The 16,888-nt window shown below is 58.4% G+C and carries 14 protein-coding genes; 11 read left to right on the top strand and 3 right to left on the bottom strand.

Annotated elements, in window-relative coordinates:
- The first annotated feature begins 83 nt into the window (after window positions 1-83).
- From Q1A32_RS15430 to Q1A32_RS15410, 5 genes are all read left to right on the top strand, one after another.
- Window positions 84-1,613, top strand: a complete 1,530-nt coding sequence (locus Q1A32_RS15430) for a tripartite tricarboxylate transporter permease (RefSeq protein WP_299655009.1) — start codon at window positions 84-86, stop codon at window positions 1,611-1,613.
- Complete coding sequence (locus Q1A32_RS15425; RefSeq protein ID WP_299655006.1) at window positions 1,610-2,074, top strand: tripartite tricarboxylate transporter TctB family protein; 465 nt, start codon at window positions 1,610-1,612, stop codon at window positions 2,072-2,074. The genes Q1A32_RS15430 and Q1A32_RS15425 overlap by 4 nt, the downstream gene beginning before the upstream one ends.
- A gap of 40 nt (window positions 2,075-2,114) precedes the next feature.
- Window positions 2,115-3,083, top strand: coding sequence for a tripartite tricarboxylate transporter substrate binding protein (locus Q1A32_RS15420; RefSeq protein ID WP_299655002.1), 969 nt, complete (start codon window positions 2,115-2,117; stop codon window positions 3,081-3,083).
- Window positions 3,084-3,149: 66 nt separating this feature from the next.
- Window positions 3,150-4,547, top strand: coding sequence for an aldehyde dehydrogenase family protein (locus Q1A32_RS15415; protein WP_299654999.1), 1,398 nt, complete (start codon window positions 3,150-3,152; stop codon window positions 4,545-4,547).
- Window positions 4,544-6,034, top strand: a complete 1,491-nt coding sequence (locus Q1A32_RS15410) for an AMP-binding protein (protein WP_299654996.1) — start codon at window positions 4,544-4,546, stop codon at window positions 6,032-6,034. The genes Q1A32_RS15415 and Q1A32_RS15410 overlap by 4 nt, the downstream gene beginning before the upstream one ends.
- Window positions 6,035-6,069: 35 nt before the next feature.
- On the opposite strand, the gene Q1A32_RS15405 is transcribed toward Q1A32_RS15410, so the two are convergent.
- Window positions 6,070-6,687 (bottom strand): response regulator transcription factor, encoded by a 618-nt coding sequence (locus Q1A32_RS15405; RefSeq protein ID WP_299611556.1) that lies wholly within the window; start codon window positions 6,685-6,687, stop codon window positions 6,070-6,072.
- 155 nt (window positions 6,688-6,842) lie between these two features.
- On the opposite strand from Q1A32_RS15405, the gene Q1A32_RS15400 reads away from it, so the two are divergent.
- The 6 genes from Q1A32_RS15400 (at window position 6,843) to Q1A32_RS15375 (ending at window position 16,061) form a co-directional block, all read left to right on the top strand.
- Window positions 6,843-7,337, top strand: coding sequence for an oxidoreductase (locus tag Q1A32_RS15400; protein ID WP_299654993.1), 495 nt, complete (start codon window positions 6,843-6,845; stop codon window positions 7,335-7,337).
- Window positions 7,338-7,380: 43 nt separating this feature from the next.
- Window positions 7,381-9,918, top strand: coding sequence for an ATP-binding protein (locus Q1A32_RS15395; RefSeq protein ID WP_299654990.1), 2,538 nt, complete (start codon window positions 7,381-7,383; stop codon window positions 9,916-9,918).
- Window positions 9,919-10,070: 152 nt separating this feature from the next.
- Window positions 10,071-11,291 carry an NAD-dependent epimerase/dehydratase family protein gene (locus tag Q1A32_RS15390; protein ID WP_299654987.1) on the top strand — a complete coding sequence of 407 codons (1,221 nt, stop codon included), beginning with the start codon at window positions 10,071-10,073 and terminating at the stop codon, window positions 11,289-11,291.
- Between the two features lie 84 nt (window positions 11,292-11,375).
- Window positions 11,376-12,923, top strand: coding sequence for a hypothetical protein (locus Q1A32_RS15385; protein WP_299654984.1), 1,548 nt, complete (start codon window positions 11,376-11,378; stop codon window positions 12,921-12,923).
- Window positions 12,920-14,755: a glycosyltransferase family 2 protein gene (locus Q1A32_RS15380; protein WP_299654981.1), complete on the top strand. Its 1,836-nt coding sequence runs from the start codon at window positions 12,920-12,922 to the stop codon at window positions 14,753-14,755. Before Q1A32_RS15385 ends, Q1A32_RS15380 begins: the two co-directional genes overlap by 4 nt.
- Window positions 14,756-15,149: 394 nt before the next feature.
- Window positions 15,150-16,061, top strand: a complete 912-nt coding sequence (locus tag Q1A32_RS15375) for a hypothetical protein (protein ID WP_299654978.1) — start codon at window positions 15,150-15,152, stop codon at window positions 16,059-16,061.
- A gap of 71 nt (window positions 16,062-16,132) precedes the next feature.
- On the opposite strand, the gene Q1A32_RS15370 is transcribed toward Q1A32_RS15375, so the two are convergent.
- Window positions 16,133-16,612: a protein tyrosine phosphatase family protein gene (locus Q1A32_RS15370; protein ID WP_299654975.1), complete on the bottom strand. Its 480-nt coding sequence runs from the start codon at window positions 16,610-16,612 to the stop codon at window positions 16,133-16,135.
- Window positions 16,609-16,881, bottom strand: coding sequence for a DUF1272 domain-containing protein (locus tag Q1A32_RS15365; protein ID WP_299654972.1), 273 nt, complete (start codon window positions 16,879-16,881; stop codon window positions 16,609-16,611). Before Q1A32_RS15365 ends, Q1A32_RS15370 begins: the two co-directional genes overlap by 4 nt.
- Between the last annotated feature and the right edge of the window lie 7 nt (window positions 16,882-16,888).

Here is a 16,888-nt window from a genome sequence, read left to right as displayed (position 1 = left end):
GCCGTAAATGAAAACATTTGCAATACTATTTTCATCCCCTAACCTGATCAGTCAAGCCCGAATGGGCGTGGGAGGATCAAGCGTTGGAATTTCTGGCCTATTTCGGTGACGTGTTTACGCCGATCAACTTTGGCTTGCTGTTGCTGGGCACCATCGGAGGCCTGATCCTTGGGGCAACGCCGGGCCTGTCGCCGACGATGGCCGTGGCGCTTCTTATCCCATTCACCTTCCGGCTGGAGCCTGCGCAGGGCCTGATCCTGCTTGGGGCCGCTTACACCTCGACCGTGGCGGGTGGTGCGGTCAGTGCCATCCTTCTCAAAATCCCCGGTGCGCCTGCCAACATCGCCACGACACTGGATGGGCATACGATGGCCCAAAAGGGGCAGGGCGCGCGGGCGCTGCAACTGTCCTTCATCGCCTCTGCCATAGGTGGCGTCTTTGGCGTTCTGCTGCTGATCTTTCTCACGCCGGTGTTGGCCAAATGGGCACTGGCTTTTGGGCCATCGCATCTGTTCTGGCTCGCTATTCTGGGCGTCACGGTGATCGGGTCACTCGACTCCAGTTCGGTGGTTAAAGGGCTCTTATCCGGCTGCATCGGCCTGTGGCTCGCCACCATCGGCTTTGACGACATCATGGGCGCACAACGCTTCATCTTTCATCCTGCCGTATCGGGAGGGATCAACGTGATCCCGGCGCTGATTGGCCTGTTCGCGATCCCGCAGGTTATCACCATGTTCGCCAAAGGCCGGGTGTCTTTGGATGCCGAAGTGCTGACGGTTGAGAAACACCCTATCCGCGATGCGTTTCGAGAGGTGTTCCGCCGGTCGCGCGCGTTGAGCATCGGCACACTGACCGGGTCCGTCATTGGCCTGATCCCCGGTGTCGGTGGTCAGATCGCAGGCCTGGTGGCCTATGACCAGTCCAAGAAAATGAGCCCCGAGCGCGACAAGTTCGGCACCGGCCACAGCGAGGGCGTCATCGCCGCTGAAAGTGCGAACAACGCGATGGTCGGGCCATCCTTGGTGCCGTTGTTGACGTTGTCCATTCCGGGCTCACCCACCGCTGCGGTGCTTCTGGGTGGCCTGCTGATCCACGGCATTTTCCCAGGCAGTGACCTGTTCGACAACAATCCGGATGTGGCGTGGACCTTCATCAATTCGATGCTGATCGGACAGATCCTGATGTGCATCTTTGGCCTCTACGTGGCGGGGCTTGCCGCGAAAGTGGCGCAGGTACCGAATGCCGTCATGGCCGCCATTGTGCTGGGGTTGGCCGTCTTTGGCAGCTACTCGGTCCAGAACTCCATGGGCGATGTCTATGTGATGATGGCACTTGGCACGGGCATGTATTTCCTTGAACGGTTCGGTTTTTCGGCGGCACCGCTGGTGCTCGGCCTGATCCTCGGCCCGATTGCCGAGGCGAACTTTATCCAAGGGTCGATGATTGCCAATGCGACCTCAAGCGTTGGCCAGTACTTCTTTACCGGACCGCTCAACCTGACACTGATCACGGTGGTCGTCGCGTCCATCGCCTACTCCGTCTGGATGGAACTGCGCAGCCGCCGCTACACGACCAAGGATGACGCCGTGAAGAAAGAAGAGGCCATCTCGTGACTGACCTGCCGCGCACCCAGCATATCATCGCAAGCGGCGTCGTGGCCGCCGTGGGCGTGGCCGTGGCCTTCATCAGCTACACGCAGGAACCTGCTGCGGCCTTCCTTTTCCCGCGCATGATCTCGACCGTGTTCGTTGTGCTGGCGCTGTGGACCTTTGGCAAGGCGTTGATGGGACGGACCAAGGTCGGCAATGGGCTGGATAGCCGTGCGATGCGGAACATCCTGCCGGGACTGATTGTTGCGCTGGTTTTAGTCTATTGGGCGGCCAAGGGGCTTGGGTTCTACACCGCCACCACAATCGCTTTTTTCATTCTGCTATCGCTGTACGATCCGGCCCCGCACAGCGAGGTCAAAAGCTGGATCAAGCGCGCACTGATCACCGCCGGGTTTCTGGCGGTCATGTACGGTCTCTTTGCGGGGCTTCTGAACGTGTTCACACCGCGAGAGATTTTCTTCTGAACCGCAAAAGCGGCAGAGCAACCCTAGGGAGGAGAAATCCATGAAGACACTGCTAGCAGCCGCCGCATTGGGGCTGACGACACTTGCCACCGGCGCATTTGCCGACGGTCACGAAAGTTTTCCAGAGCGGCCTATCATGATGATGGTCAGCTATGGCGCGGGCGGGGCGACCGACTTTCAGGCGCGTATCGTGACGATGACTGCCGGGAACGAAGATGCGCTTGGCATGCCCATCGCCATCATCAACAAGCCCGGAGCCGGGGGCCGCGTCGGCTGGAACTGGTTCGCGACCCAAGCCGATGCCGATGGCTACACGCTGGGTGCCTACAACATCCCGCATTTCATTGCGCAATCGATCGAAGGCGGCGTGGAGTATTCCGCGGATAGCTTTGAACCCATTGCCAACTGGGGCGCAGACCCGGCCGTGTTCGTGGTCGGTGCCGACAGCGAATTCAACTCGATGGCCGATGTCGTGGACTATGCCAAGGCAAATCCGGGCAAGCTGACCTTCTCAGGCGCGGGCCTGTTCGTGGGCCACCACATCGCGGCGTTGCAGCTTGAGAAAGTGGCTGGCGTAAAGCTGGCCTATATCCCGTCCAACAAGGGCGGTGCCGGTGCCATGAAATCCGTGATCGCGGGTGAGGTTCTGGGTGGCGTCAACAACCTGTCCGATGCCTTCCGCGCGCAGGAAGCGGGCAATGTCAAAATCCTTGGCGTGTTCGATCTGGAACGGAACGAGTTCCTGCCAGACGTGCCCACGCTGAAAGAGCAAGGCTTTGACATCGACAACGCCTCCGTCAACTTCCGCGGTGTGATGGTGCCCAAGGGCACGCCCCAGCCCATCATCGACAAGCTTGCGGCCACTGTGCCCACCATGTTCGAAAACAGCCGCGTCGCAGGCAAGATGAAAGCAGGCGGGTCGCCTATGCACATCATGACCCGCGACGAAGTGCTGGCCATGTGGGCCGCCCGCGAGGAAACGCTCAAAGAGCTTCTTGCCGGTCTTTAAACCAATACCCCGCCCTGCATAACCCGTAGGGCGGGGGTCCCCCCGCCGTCCTGTGAAAGCCCTAACATGACTGACGATCTTTCAGAGCTTGATGCCATCCTTGATCGCTCCCGCGCCGCACAGGCCGCGTATGAGGCGGGCGGCAGCCAAGATCGGTATGACCGTGCCGCACAAGCCGTGGGTTGGGCCATCATGGAGCCGTCGCGCAACCGCGAACTGGCGGAACTGGCGGTGCAGACCACGGGGCTTGGCAACGTGCCCGACAAGATCACCAAGAATCATCGCAAGACGCTCGGCCTGTTACGCGATATCTCGGACGCCAAGACCTTTGGCGTGATCAGCGATAATGCCGCAACCGGCATCACCGAAATTGCCCGTCCCATGGGCGTGATCGGGGCCATAGTGCCTTCGACCAACCCTGCGGCGACGCCCGCCAACAACATCATCAATGCGCTGAAATGCGGCAACTCCATCGTTGTAGCCCCATCGCCGAAGGGGGGGCCGTCTTGCGAGCGTTTGCTGGAGTTCATTCATGCCGAGTTCGCCAAGATCGGAGAGGACCCGGACCTTGTGCAAATGGTGCCGGCACCCGGGTCGAAGGCCAAGACACAGCGCCTGATGGAAGCCTGCGACAAGATCGTCGCCACTGGCAGTCAAAACAACGTGCACCGTGCCCAGACCTGCGGCACACCTGCGGTCGCCGTGGGTGCGGGCAACGTCACGGTCATCGTGGATGAGACCGCCGATCTGGATGCCGCGGCCGAGAAGATCCGCGCCTCAAAGACGTTCGACAATGCGACCTCCTGCTCATCCGAAAACGCGGTTGTCGTTGTCGATGCGGTCTACAACGCCTTTGTCGATGCCATGGCGCACGCAGGTGGTGCGGTGGTCGAGGATGAGGCGGGTATTGTCGCCAAGCTCTGGCCACACGGGCATCTGAACCGCGAAGTGATCGCGCAAGACGCCGATAAAATGATCGCGGCATTGGAGTTACAGGATGTTGTCCCCGCGGGGACAGATTACATTGCCGTGCCAACCTCGGGCGTTGGCCCGGACCATCCGCTGAGTGGGGAGAAATTGAGCCGCGTTCTGGCCCTCTACCGGGCCACGGACTTTGACGCCGCTGTCGAGACAACCGACGCGATCCAGCGCTATCAAGGGGCTGGCCATTCCGTGGGCTTGCACAGCTCCAACCCGGACCGTGAAATGCAGCTTGCCACGACCATCCCCACAAGCCGGGTCATCGTCAATCAGGCGCACACGTTTGCCACCGGCGGCGCGTTCACCAACGGCATGCCGTTCTCCCTCAGCATGGGATGCGGGGCGTGGGGTGGCAATGCGGTCAATGAAAACGTGCACTGGAAGCACTTCATGCAGACCACCAAGATCGTGCGCGAAATCCCGGCGCGCGAGCCGTCTTTGGAGGACATCTTTGCTGGCTATTGGCAGGAGGCGGGTAAATGAAGCTGGAGCGTGACGCTCCACCTGCCGGGACGGTGCGCGACTGGCTTGACGCACGGGCTGACGCGGGCGGAACGGCGATTGTATTCCCGGACAGCGGGGACGTCCTGACTTGGTCCGAATTGCGAGGTGCGGCACAAGGTTTTGCGGCGGCTTTGACATCGAAAGGGGTCAAGAAGGGTGAGAGCGTCGCCATTGTCGCGCCAAACGACAAAGCGGCGGTGTCGGCCTTTTATGGCGCAGTGTATGGCGGGTTTCGGGCCACGATGATCAATCTGGCCGCTGGACGCGATGCAATCAGCTACGCGTTGGAGCATTCGGAGGCACGTTTCGCTTTTGTCCATGAAAGCTGCGCGAATCTGTTCGCCCAATCCAATTTGACAGGAGTGAATTCGGTCGCTCTGGCCGTGTCGGATCAAACGGATCTGCACGCGTTGACGCCACAGGATCATGCGCTTTTGATGTATACCTCGGGCACAACCGGGCGCCCAAAAGGCGTTGTGCATACCCATGCCAGTCTTCTGGCCGGGGGATGGACAACCGCGATTGCGCACAATCTGACGGACGCGGATCGCGGCTTCTGCGTGCTTCCGGTGTACCACATCAACGGCTTGTGCGTGACGGTCATGGGGAGCCTTGTGTCGGGCGGGTCTTTGGCCATGGTGTCGAAATTCTCGGCCTCACGATTCTGGGAACAGGCCGAAGCTGGGGAGGCGACGTGGTTTTCGGTTGTGCCGACGATCATCTCGCATCTGTTGCACGGGACCACAGAACCGACTGCCGCTTGCAAGGCCCGGCTTCGGTTCGGCCGCTCGGCGTCGTCTGCCTTGGCGGTTGAGACACACGCCGCGTTCGAAAAGCGGTTTGCCGTTTCAATCATCGAGACAATGGGGCTGACCGAAACCGCAGCGCAAATCCTGTCCAATCCGCTTCCCCCCGGTCCTCGGAAGATCGGCTCACCGGGTATCGCGTTCGGCTGTGAAGTTGCCATTCAGGGGCCGGACGGGGCGGAAGTCGCACGCGGAACAGAAGGCGAGATTGTGGTACGAGGCCCAAACACCCTGCTTGAATACCTCAAGAACCCGGAGGCGACATCGGCCACGTTTCGAGAGGGGTGGTTGCGCACCGGCGATCTCGCGCAGATGGATGAAGACGGGTATGTTTTTGTCACCGGCCGTTTGAAGGAACTGATCATCAAGGGGGGCGAAAACATCGCGCCGCGAGAGATTGACGAGGCGCTCTATTCTCATCCTGACGTGGTCGAGGCTGCTGCATTCGCGCGCCCGTGCGGAAGCTATGGTGAGCGGGTCGAAGCCGCTGTTCGCCTTTGTGATGGATCACGACTGAGCGCAGAAGCCCTTATTGATCTGTGTCGGGAACGGGTTGGTGCGTTCAAATCGCCAGATGCGGTACACTTCATGGCGGAACTGCCAAAAGGTCCGTCGGGCAAGATTCAAAGATTGAAACTGGCCGAATTGATACCGGCCTGAGCGGTCATGCTGCTGACGAAAGTGTCAGCCGTGCGCTAAAACAGATGCTTTTCCTTGGCCAGCAGGGCGGCCTGGGTCCGGTTCGACACTCCCAGTTTGGCCAATACATTCTTGACGTGCAACTTCACCGTGACTTCCTGAACGCCCAGATTGCGCGCGATTTCCTTGTTCGACAGGCCAATACACAATTGTTCCAGCGTTTGCATTTCGCGGTCTGACAGGTTTGCGAACGTGGCCGATGGTGCGTCCGGCGTGGTGGCCGCGCCGAAGTCGAATGGAAAGTACCGCTCGCCGGACAACACGAACTTGATCGCATTCACGAGCGACGCGGCAGTCAGGGACTTGGGAATAAAGCCATTTGCACCATTTTCCATCGCCTTGTTGGCCACCTCCCGATTGGCAACGCCGGATAACAGGGCCACCTTGGTTGCAGGGAAGGCTTTTCGCGCGCGTTCAAGACCGTTCAGGCCGTCCATTCCGGGCATGTGGTAATCAAGAATAAGCAGATCAAATGAATCGATGCCGCGCATCAACTCAAGAGCGGCGTCAAGATTGGCTGCGGTCTGCACTTTGAAATCATCGACGGTTTCGAGATAGGCGGCGATTGTATCACGAACCAGATCGTGATCGTCGGCAATCAGGATGTTGGGCATGTCTGCAACTCTCTTACTCTGCACGTTCTCACAACCGAAAATTCAGGCCAAAGCGTGACAGAACTATACTTTGGTATAGGTGCCTATGCCAATGCTCTGCTGATCAATTTGAAACACTGGTTTAGTCAATTTTTGTCGGATTTGGAGAAAAACGCATGGCACGAATTCACCACTCACGGACGTTCGCCATTGTTTTGGCGCTGTTGATTGGCTGGCAGACTCCAGTCTTCGCGCAATCCGTAACGGATTTGCAAGTCACGGCTTCCGATTCCGAATCCGACATCATTTCCCTGAGCCTCGCAGCGCTTGATGCGATGGCACAGGAAACATTCAGCACCACAACGATCTGGACAGACGGAGAGGTCACCTTTTCCGGTGTGCCGCTCAAGGCCTTGCTTGAAAGTGTTGATGCTGCCGGGTCGTCGGTCGAGATGGTGGCTTTGAACGACTACAAGGTCGTGATGTCAATGGCCGAACTTGAGGACAATGCGCCCATCGTTGCCACCCGCATGGATGGCGAGACGATGTCGGTGCGGGACAAGGGACCATATTGGATCGTCTTTCCGTATGATCAGAATCCCAAATACCAGAATGAAACGATCTATTCGTTCAGTATCTGGCAACTGAACCGGTTGAAGGTCGTGGATTGACCTGCGGCAAATGCTTACGGTGACTTCAAACAGGAGGTCGCACGTGAAGCCCGGGTTGAACCGTTACCGTCTTACGGTTTTGGCAGGCATTTGCCTGCTCATTTTTTTGCTGACGATGATGGTGACGAACCTGTTGTCGCAACTGCAGGATCTGTCGCGTGCCGCTGATGACAACATGCAGTGGAGCATTTCGCAGATTGATACGGAGTTTGCGAACCTGAACGCCACGTTGGCCGAGCAAATCGCGTCGCAACGCTATTCGGATGATGAGGTGCAATTGCGCGTCGATATCGCGCTCAGCCGACTGAAAATCATCAACTCCGGGCGCCCGGCAGAAATATTTGCCGACAGTCCCGAAGCGGCGGCATTGCTCGATCCAATCGATGCCTTTGCCGAGCAGGCCATCGCGCTGTCCGATGCGCCCGGCCCACTGGCAGGCGCATCCCTGATCGAGATGCAGCGTTTGGTGACCCAAGTGCGCCCCCATGTGCGCGAAATCGCGCTTTTGGGCGTCAGGTTGGGCGCCGAACGGTCCGCAGCGCGCCGTGAGGAATTTGCCAGCCAATTGTCCCGCACCGGCGGAATTGCGATCATGCTTCTGATCCTGATGGCGATTTTGATGCTGTTGCTGGACCGGTTATTACAGCGGGCTGTACGGCGCGATGCTGCGTTGTCGGCATCATCAAAACAGCTGAAATCCACGGTTGCCGCATCGCTCGATGCCATCGTGACAGCGGACGAGGCGGGGCGGATCGTAGACTTCAACGCCTCGGCCGAACGTGTCTTTGGCTGGACGCGGGACGAAATCGTTGGGCACACGATGGAGGATACCTTCATTCCGCACAGGATGCGCGAGGCTCATCACAACGGGATGACACGGTATCTGAAAACCGGCAAACCAAGGGTCGTCGATGCCGGGCGTGTCGAGCTTCCCGCGTTGCGCAAGAGCGGCGAGGAGTTTCCCGTCGAACTGAACATCACCACCACGCAGGACGGCAGTGCCACTACCTTCATCGCTTACATTCGTGACATCAGCGCGCGGAAGATCAACGAACAGAAACTGATCGATGCGCGTGACCGGGCCGAACGGACGGACAAGGCCAAGTCGCAGTTCCTGACCGTGATGAGCCATGAGATGCGTACGCCACTGAATGGCATTCTGGGTGTACTTGATCTGCTCAAGACGACACCGCTGAACGAGCAGCAAAAGCGATATGCCGGTATCGCGACGTCTTCGAGCGAGGTCCTGCTTGAACATGTAAACGAAGCGCTGGACATCACCCGGATCGAGACGGGTGAGCTGCAACTCAGTTTGCAGACCTTTGCCATGACCGACTTGATGCAAGGCTTGGTCGATATGTTCGAGCCGTTGGCAAAGGAAAAGAACCTGACGCTCTCACTCGATATCGAGCTTGCAATTCGCGGGCCCTATCACGGTGATGCAGGGCGCATTCGGCAGATCCTGACCAACCTTGTGGGCAACGCAATCAAGTTCACCGACACTGGCGGGATTTCGTTGCGGGTAAGTGGAATCCATGGCCCGGATGCGTCTTCGCTGCGGTTCGAGGTCAGCGATACAGGTATTGGCATCCCTTCCGACCAGCAGGAACAGGTGTTCGAGGACTTCTTTGCCCTTGCCGACAGCGATGGGCGTCAGATGCGCGGTGATGGTTTGGGTCTGTCCATCTCGCGGCGCATCGCGCGGGCGATGGACGGGGACGTGTCGCTCAAAAGTGCGGAAGGTGCCGGTTCCGTTTTTGTCCTCACCTTGCCCCTGCGGCGGACCGAACCGGAGGCACCGCCCGCTCCGACGGATACGGCGGCAAGTGCCGCGCCGGTCCGGGTGTGTAAGGTTCTGATCGTCGAAGACAACAGCATCAATCGCAGCGTTTTAGGCGACATGCTGACCGCCATGGACCACATTGTACATGAAGCGGTGAATGGCGCGGATTGCGTGGAAAAGGCCGAGCGCGAGGCGTTTGACGTGATTTTCATGGATATCAGCATGCCGGTGATGGACGGTATCGAGGCGACCCAACGCTTGCGTCACGGCAATGGTCCGAATGCCAACACTCACATCGTCGGCCTGACCGCCCACGGGCGGGAGGAATACCGGGAAAGTGCAGTGGCTGCGGGTATGGACAGATTTCATACCAAGCCCATCCGTCTTGACGCCCTCCACAGCATCATTGCCGAGGTGACTTCTGGTCACGTGACCAAGCTGGATACGGCGCATTTCCCTGAAGCCTTGCTTGAGATGATCAATGTGCTTGGTCACGACAAGGTTGCGAATATTTCCGACAGGTTTCTCTCGGAGCTTGCGGCTTTCACGGCCGACCTTCGCACATCAAACGATACAGCTGATCTTGGGATGCTGGCGGATGCCGCGCACAGGTCTAAAGGGGCGGCGTCGCTTCTTGGGCAAGTTGCTTTGCAAGAGGCGTTGGCGACGCTGGAGCAAGAGGCGCGCGACGGGACACTGACAGCGTTCGTCGATTGGGCCAACGCACTTGAGGCAGACGCTTCCGTATCGCGGACCGTTTTTGACACCGCCCTGCAGCGCGCAAAAAGCACAACTTAAGGACAGCAGCCCTATCCCATGGGATAGTCGCCCACTTCCAATTTTCTGCATCCTATACCGTCGCACCACGCCGCACGGCGTCTGCAGGCGTTAATGATTTGTTCATGATGAAAAAGGGCCGCCTGGAGGGGCCCGCCAGAAGGAACAAAAACATGACACTAGCCAAGAGCATTATTGTTGTCGGTGGGGACGGATTTTGCGGGTGGCCAACGGCGCTTCACCTGTCTCAGCTTGGTCACAACATCACGATCGTCGACAACCTGTCGCGCCGGGACATTGACGCCGAAATGGGTGCAGACAGCCTGACGCCCATCGCGTCCATGGCCGACCGCCTTGCCGCATGGACGGAACATACCGGCCGCACAATCGCGTTTGAAAACATCGACGTAGCCCGTGATTTTGACGCGGTCACGGGATTGCTGGACACGATAAAGCCCGACACCATTATCCACTTCGGTGAACAGCGCGCCGCCCCTTATTCGATGAAGGGCGTGGTTCAGAAACGCTATACCGTCGACAACAACATCTCGGGCACCCACAATCTGCTGGCCGCTTCGGTAGAACTGGGCCTTGATCCGCATTTCGTTCACTTGGGCACCATGGGTGTTTATGGCTACGATGATGACGGGCTTGAGATCCCCGAAGGCTATCTGCCTGTCTACATACCCGGCGACAACAAGCAGATCATGAAGCGGGACATCCTGTATCCAACAAACCCGGGCAGCGTGTACCACATGACCAAATCCATGGATCAGCTGCTGTTTCAGTTTTATGCAAAGAACGACCGCTTGCGCATCACCGACCTGCACCAGGGTATCGTTTGGGGCACTCAAACCGATAAAACCCGGCTAGATGAGCGCCTGATCAATCGCTTTGATTACGATGGCGACTATGGCACCGTGCTCAATCGTTTCCTGATGCAGGCCGTGGTGGGTCACCCGCTGACCGTGCATGGCACGGGCGGTCAGACCCGAGCCTTTATCCACATTCAGGACACGGTGAAATGTCTGGCTTTGGCAGTCGAGAACCCGCCTGCTCAAGACGGCAAGGTCGCCATTTTGAACCAGATGACAGAGACACATTCCGTGCGCGCGCTGGCCCAATTGGTTGCCGATGTGTCAGGCGCCGTAATTGCGAACGTGGACAATCCACGCAATGAGGCCGCCGAAAACGATCTGCGGGTGTCCAACAAGACCTTCCTCTCTCTGGGTCTGAAGCCGGTCACGTTGGCCGAAGGGTTGATCGACGAAACACAACAGATCGCCGCGAAATATGCCGACCGCTGCATCCGCAAGATGATCCCATGCGTGTCCACGTGGACGGACAAGCAGCGCCTTGGCGTGGTTTCTCCAAAGGTTCGCAAGGCGGCCTGATCCGTCCGCAGCCGACCCGTCAGACTCGCTTGGAGGCGGGTTTGGACGGGCTGGCCTATTCAGCATCAGATCACGGTGAACGGCATGCGCATGATTGGCATTGGGCTCATGGGATTTCTCTTGGCAGGCATCGCCCTTCTGCTGTCGACAATGAACATCCTCGAACAAGGACAACGTTATGTCCGCGAACTGACAACCGGCCCGCAACTGGTGTTTGAACACCGCACGGCGGCCACCGCGCAAGACGCAGACACAGCGGTCATCTTGCGCGCCACCCCCGACCATCCGGTCATTCTTTCCGGTCTACCCGCCTATCAAAGCGTTGCATTCGCCATGCCAGTGGATGCACGCCCAACGTCTGGATACCTCCAAATCGATGCGACATCTCAGGTTCTTGACGGTGTGGAGGGGGTGCTACGCATCTCGATCCACAACACCCGCCGGGGCGAGATGCTGCTGCGTTCAGGCGAAGCGGGACGTTCTCTGCAAATTCCTCTTTCACCGACGGATTTCGCAGGGAACCAGCTGGTCGTCTCTTTCTCACTGCAAGGCACTGGCGCCCAACACCAGTGCGGCGCAGAAGACGGTGTCGAAGCCGTCGTCGAGATTGAGACGACCAGTGCAGTTTACCTGACGCTGGATCGGCCACTACAAACCGCGCGCGACAGGGTGCATGCCTGGGGCAATGTTGTGCACGTCGCATGGCCGCAATGGTTAAAGCAGGACGAGCAATTGCGTCGTTTGGTGTTGGCCACTCAGTTCCAACGCCGCGGCCTTGCAACTGTATTCGAGACAGTCCAGGCGAAAGGCGGGCTGACCACGGTGGAGCTGCGTGCTGCACTGGAAGCTTTTCCTGAAACCAAAGACCAGTCTCGACCCAACAGGTCGATGGCGCAGATCGGCGCGAATGCAGGTGTTCGCAGGTTTTACCGCAAGGCCGTGTGGCGCGAGCGTTATGATCTGAGGGGCAACACAGGGCAGCACATGCCGGCGCAATTGGACCTGCACATGCGGTTTGGCCGTTTGTTGGGGAACCAGCATTGGGCCGTGGCCGTAACGCTGAACAGCCGCCTCGTGTTTCAGGCACATATCACCGGTGCGAAGCCTGAATACTCTGCGCTCATTGACCTGCCGGAAGACATCCAGTCCGCGTCCAACGTCCTCGAAATGGTGGCGGCAACAACCAACCCAAGAACCGGACCTTGTGATCAAGGCCCCGAACTTCTGGCCGAAGTGTTGCCGACGTCACGGCTGGTTGCAGGCGACACGCCGTTTGCTGATCCGTTGTCACAGGTACACGCCGCTCTGAGGGCGGTGGGGCCAATCAATGTCGCCGTTGCGGGACCGCTGTCCGCCATGGACGCAGATGCGGCCAGCCGGATGTTGGATTTGATGATCCCACGAAACGTAGCTTTCAAACCTGCCGCTGCCACGGCTCATGTCACAATGCTTGCACCCGGTCTTCCGGCTCCAACACCGTCGGAAACTGGCGTAGCCTGGCTGGTTACGCATGATGATGTGTTCGGGCAGTTATCGGTACAAAGCGTCGGGCCGGGCGAGGCGTTGCCGCGCAAGGGCCTTGCATTGCTTGTTACGCCCGACGCTCTCGTTTTACCGGAGGCAAAGGGATGAGCGAGGCAGAGGATAAGCGCGAACAGATCAACTACATCTCTGTTGACAGCGCGCCCAAGCGCTTTGCCGGGTCGGTGCCGGAATGGCAGGCGCCCAAGATGCTGGCCGTGTTCACCGCGCTGGCGGCAACACAGCTTTGGCTGGTCAACACCGATGTGCTGTCGCAGGTGTTTCCGAACCGCGACTACGTGTTCTCTGTCCATAGTGGACGGCACGCTATTGCAATCCGCATTTTCCTGATCTCGTTCTTCGTCGCGTTTGCAGCGTTCAGTTCTGGAGGAGTACGCGAACGTACGTTCTTTGCCCTCGATATGGTTCTGACGTTTCTGGCGGGGTGCGCGGTGTTCGACCTAGCCAATGCGTGGAGCCATCACTTGCTTGGGTCGTCCTTTTCTTTGCACTTCAGCGCCATCGCGTCGGGCCTGTTCGGGTTTGCCATCTATTCTTTCAAATTGCTCGAACGCGGTTTCATGCCTGCCCGCATCCGCATCGAACATATCCCTGTCAGTCAGATGCGCGCCATCCTGCGCCTTTGCGTCACCATCGCAATTGCCGCCGCGATTGCCATCTGGGTCGGCGGAATGGAACTGCATACCGTCGAAGTTATGCGCAGCTGGACTCTGCTGGGCGGGATTGGGCCGGGCGTGTTTCTGTTCCTGCCGGTGCTGTTTGGGCAGCTTTATGCGCTGGCCATCTACGATGTACTGACGGCCAAAACGCCCAAGTTCACGCCGCCCGTGTCGGTTATCGTGCCTGCACATAACGAGTCTTACATCATCCGCGACACGATCAACGCGATGGACCGGGCGGCCCAACACTATGGCGGCGACGTGCACATCCTGATCATGAACAACAACTCCACCGACGACACGGAAGAATTTGCGCGCGATACGCTGGCCGCCTGCAAGGCCGCGAAGGGGCGGGTGATCAATGTGCCCAAGCCCGGCAAATCCAACGCGCTGAATGCGGGGCTTGATGCATGCGAAACCGAGTTTCTGGTCCGTGTCGATGCTGACACTCTGGTGGGCGAAGATAATTTCAGCCGTGCGATGCCCTATTTTACCGACCCGGCAGTGGGCGTTGTGGGCGGCGTGCCTGTGCCGCCCGGTGGGGCGCTTTTTGACCGCGCGCGTCTGCTGGAGGTGCTGGTGAAACACGGCTTCTATTCCGTTGCGATGGGCGCAGTGAATGGGGTCGTGGGCATTCCGGGCATGTTCGTTGTCTACCGCACGCATCACCCCCGCTATTTGGGTGGCTTTGTCGAAGGGATGAATGGCGAAGACACCGACATCTCGCTGCGCATTGGCGAGTTGGGCTTTCATTCGGTGGTGGACCCCAAAATCCGCTACATCTCCGAGGTGCCGTCGTCTTACAGCCATATGCGCGAACAGCGTATGCGATGGTTTCGGTCGATCTATCATATCTCGTCGCGGTGTCGGGACCTGATCTATGGGCCGAACCTGACGCTGCGCGGCAAGGTGATCCTGCCATATATGCTGATCAACTCGGCGCGCCGCGCCATGCTGGTGCCGCTCATCATCTTTGGCGGCCTCGAATGGGGCCTCGCGTTCAACGAAAATACGCCGATTGTCTGGCAATCCATTGTGGCCGTAACCACCGGTGCGCCGGCGATCATGGCGGTGCTTGCCTCACTGTTGAACGGGGTGCCGCGGGGTATCATCGCCTTGCCAGAATACCTGATCTTCCGGGTCTTGCGGGCGTATTTCACGCTCGAATCCATGCTCAGCATCTTGATTGATGTCCGTGCCGAAGACCTTGAGCGCGTGATCCGGCTCGACCTCGTTCCTGACAAACCGATCCGTGTGGCGTGAAAGTTGCATCCATGAAGCGCAGCGAAAAGAAAATGCTACAGCAATGCAACGACATGCCAATGACGCACCGGATGACGACACGATCGCTGGCGGTATCGGGTGCGACTGTGTCCATGCGAATGACGGACGCGGTACCATTAACGCGTCAGCAAAGACGCCCGCAGTTTACGAAACCACATGACCGGTTTCAAAGCGGGTCTCTTTCCGGACTTAAGAGCTCGGCTCGCTCTCCATTCCACATAACCAATCGACGGAATGCGCGATGAAGCAGATCTTAATGGCAGCGGTTCTGGTCTTGGCATTTGCTGGTTCAGCTTACGCACAAGATCAAAGGACAAGATTCGACGACATCAGATCCCAGGAGGAAGCCGACCCGAGCACTGCATTTACGGCAATGGTAGCTTTGGCGGAGGAGGACTTTGCTCCCGCGAAGGACCGCGTTGGATACTATTTTCGGCATGGGATCGGAACACCGATCAGTCTTGCCGAAGCGCGTGTGTGGTATGCGCGGGCTGTGTCTGCGGGGCACCCTTGGTCGACGGCATCCTTGGCTCGGCTCGAGATTGAGTTGGGCAACGAGGAGGCCGCTTTGCACATGTTGCAAATTGCAGTCCGCACCAACCGGCCCGGAACGCGACGGCTTTTGGCAACCGCACATATTGATCGGACTTTGGACGATGCTTCTGATCCGGAACTGGGGCGGCGAATGTTGGAGGGCATGGCCGCGGATGGGAATGCAAATGCCGTCCGGGACCTGATTGTGCGTTTCAACTGGAACCGCTTGGACGGGCAGGCGTCACACGCCGCTGTCGCGTTGGTTGTACGGACGGGCCTTGGCGGTGACGTGCGTTTTGCAGAAGCCGCGTTGGTGTATCTGTCCCGCTCAGGCGACAAGGGTGACAGAGTGATCCAAACGCGTGCCTTGCTGGCGGATGTGCCCGGAATGCGTGATCGGATCTTGTCTCCCGAAAGGATAAGGCTCGCCGCTGACACCCGCCCAGATCAATTCTGGCGGGCAGTAGAAGAGGTGCTGGCCAACACGGAAAGCGAAAACTATGCGCACACCGCAAGCACAGCCTTTTGGATCAACAAAAATGCTTGGGTCCGCGTCCTCCAAAAGGAGCTGAGCGCATTGGGCTACTACTCCGGGCGCATCAACGGTCTGATGACCAAACGAACGATCCGAGCACAAAACCGATTCTGCAAGGACAGCGGTATTTGGACGACATGCGCGACAGGACCACTGCGTGGATCGACCGTTCGGGCGATCGCAGATGTAATTGCGCGGCGCAAGCCCGATGTGTAGTGTTTCTGACTACGCATTTGGCTGATAAGTACGTCGTCACCGCAGCACTCTGCGCGCTGATCATGAGCAGATCAGTAGTCGTCCCCCGCATAAAGATTTGGTTGTCCAACAGCTTCGGTGTGCCCGATGAAAGATGCCCAGTCGTCGCCAGGTCTCCAGATGCTTTCCATGTTCTTGAACGCGTCTGACTGTGACAGGCCCGATCCATCCTTGGCGTATCGGTAGAAAAAAGCGCTGACCCGCGCGTTGTAGATACAATGCACGTGTGTTTTGGCGTCTGGCGCATCTTCAATGGCGGACTTGAAGTCCTGATAGTTCTGGTCGGTCGGGTCATCGAATTCCACAGGAATGTAGATGTAGGTCATACCCAACGCTGTGACGGTCCCTGCCTCGTCCACAAGCGCACCTTTATTGTGGTGCGGGCCGAGGTTGACGATGCGGGTCACACCAAGATTTTGAATATCTGCCAGTTGGTCTTCTGTCGGCTGGCCAGAGGTCGTCAGGCGGGCATCCATTCGACGCCAATTCACAATATGTGGCAGATCAGTCATTGTACGACCTCCTGAGATGCGGACGATATGGTGCAGGCCGCGTGCGGCTTGGTGAAACGCGTTTCCGATGCCGGATGCGTGCTCAGCTTTTCGGGTGGTCGGATGGGGCGGGGCACAAGATTGCCGCCGCAATTGGGGCAAGCACCGCCAAACTTTTGATCCGCACATGTTGCGCAAAACGTGCACTCGAATGAGCATATTCGGGCGTTGAGCGCCGCAGGTGGCAGGTCGGTATCGCAGCACTCGCAATTCGGTTTCAGTAGAAGCATGAGCCAT

It is taken from the genome of uncultured Tateyamaria sp. (assembly GCF_947503415.1).
GTDB lineage: Bacteria > Pseudomonadota > Alphaproteobacteria > Rhodobacterales > Rhodobacteraceae > Tateyamaria.
This window is presented reverse-complemented; position numbering and strand designations above follow the sequence as displayed.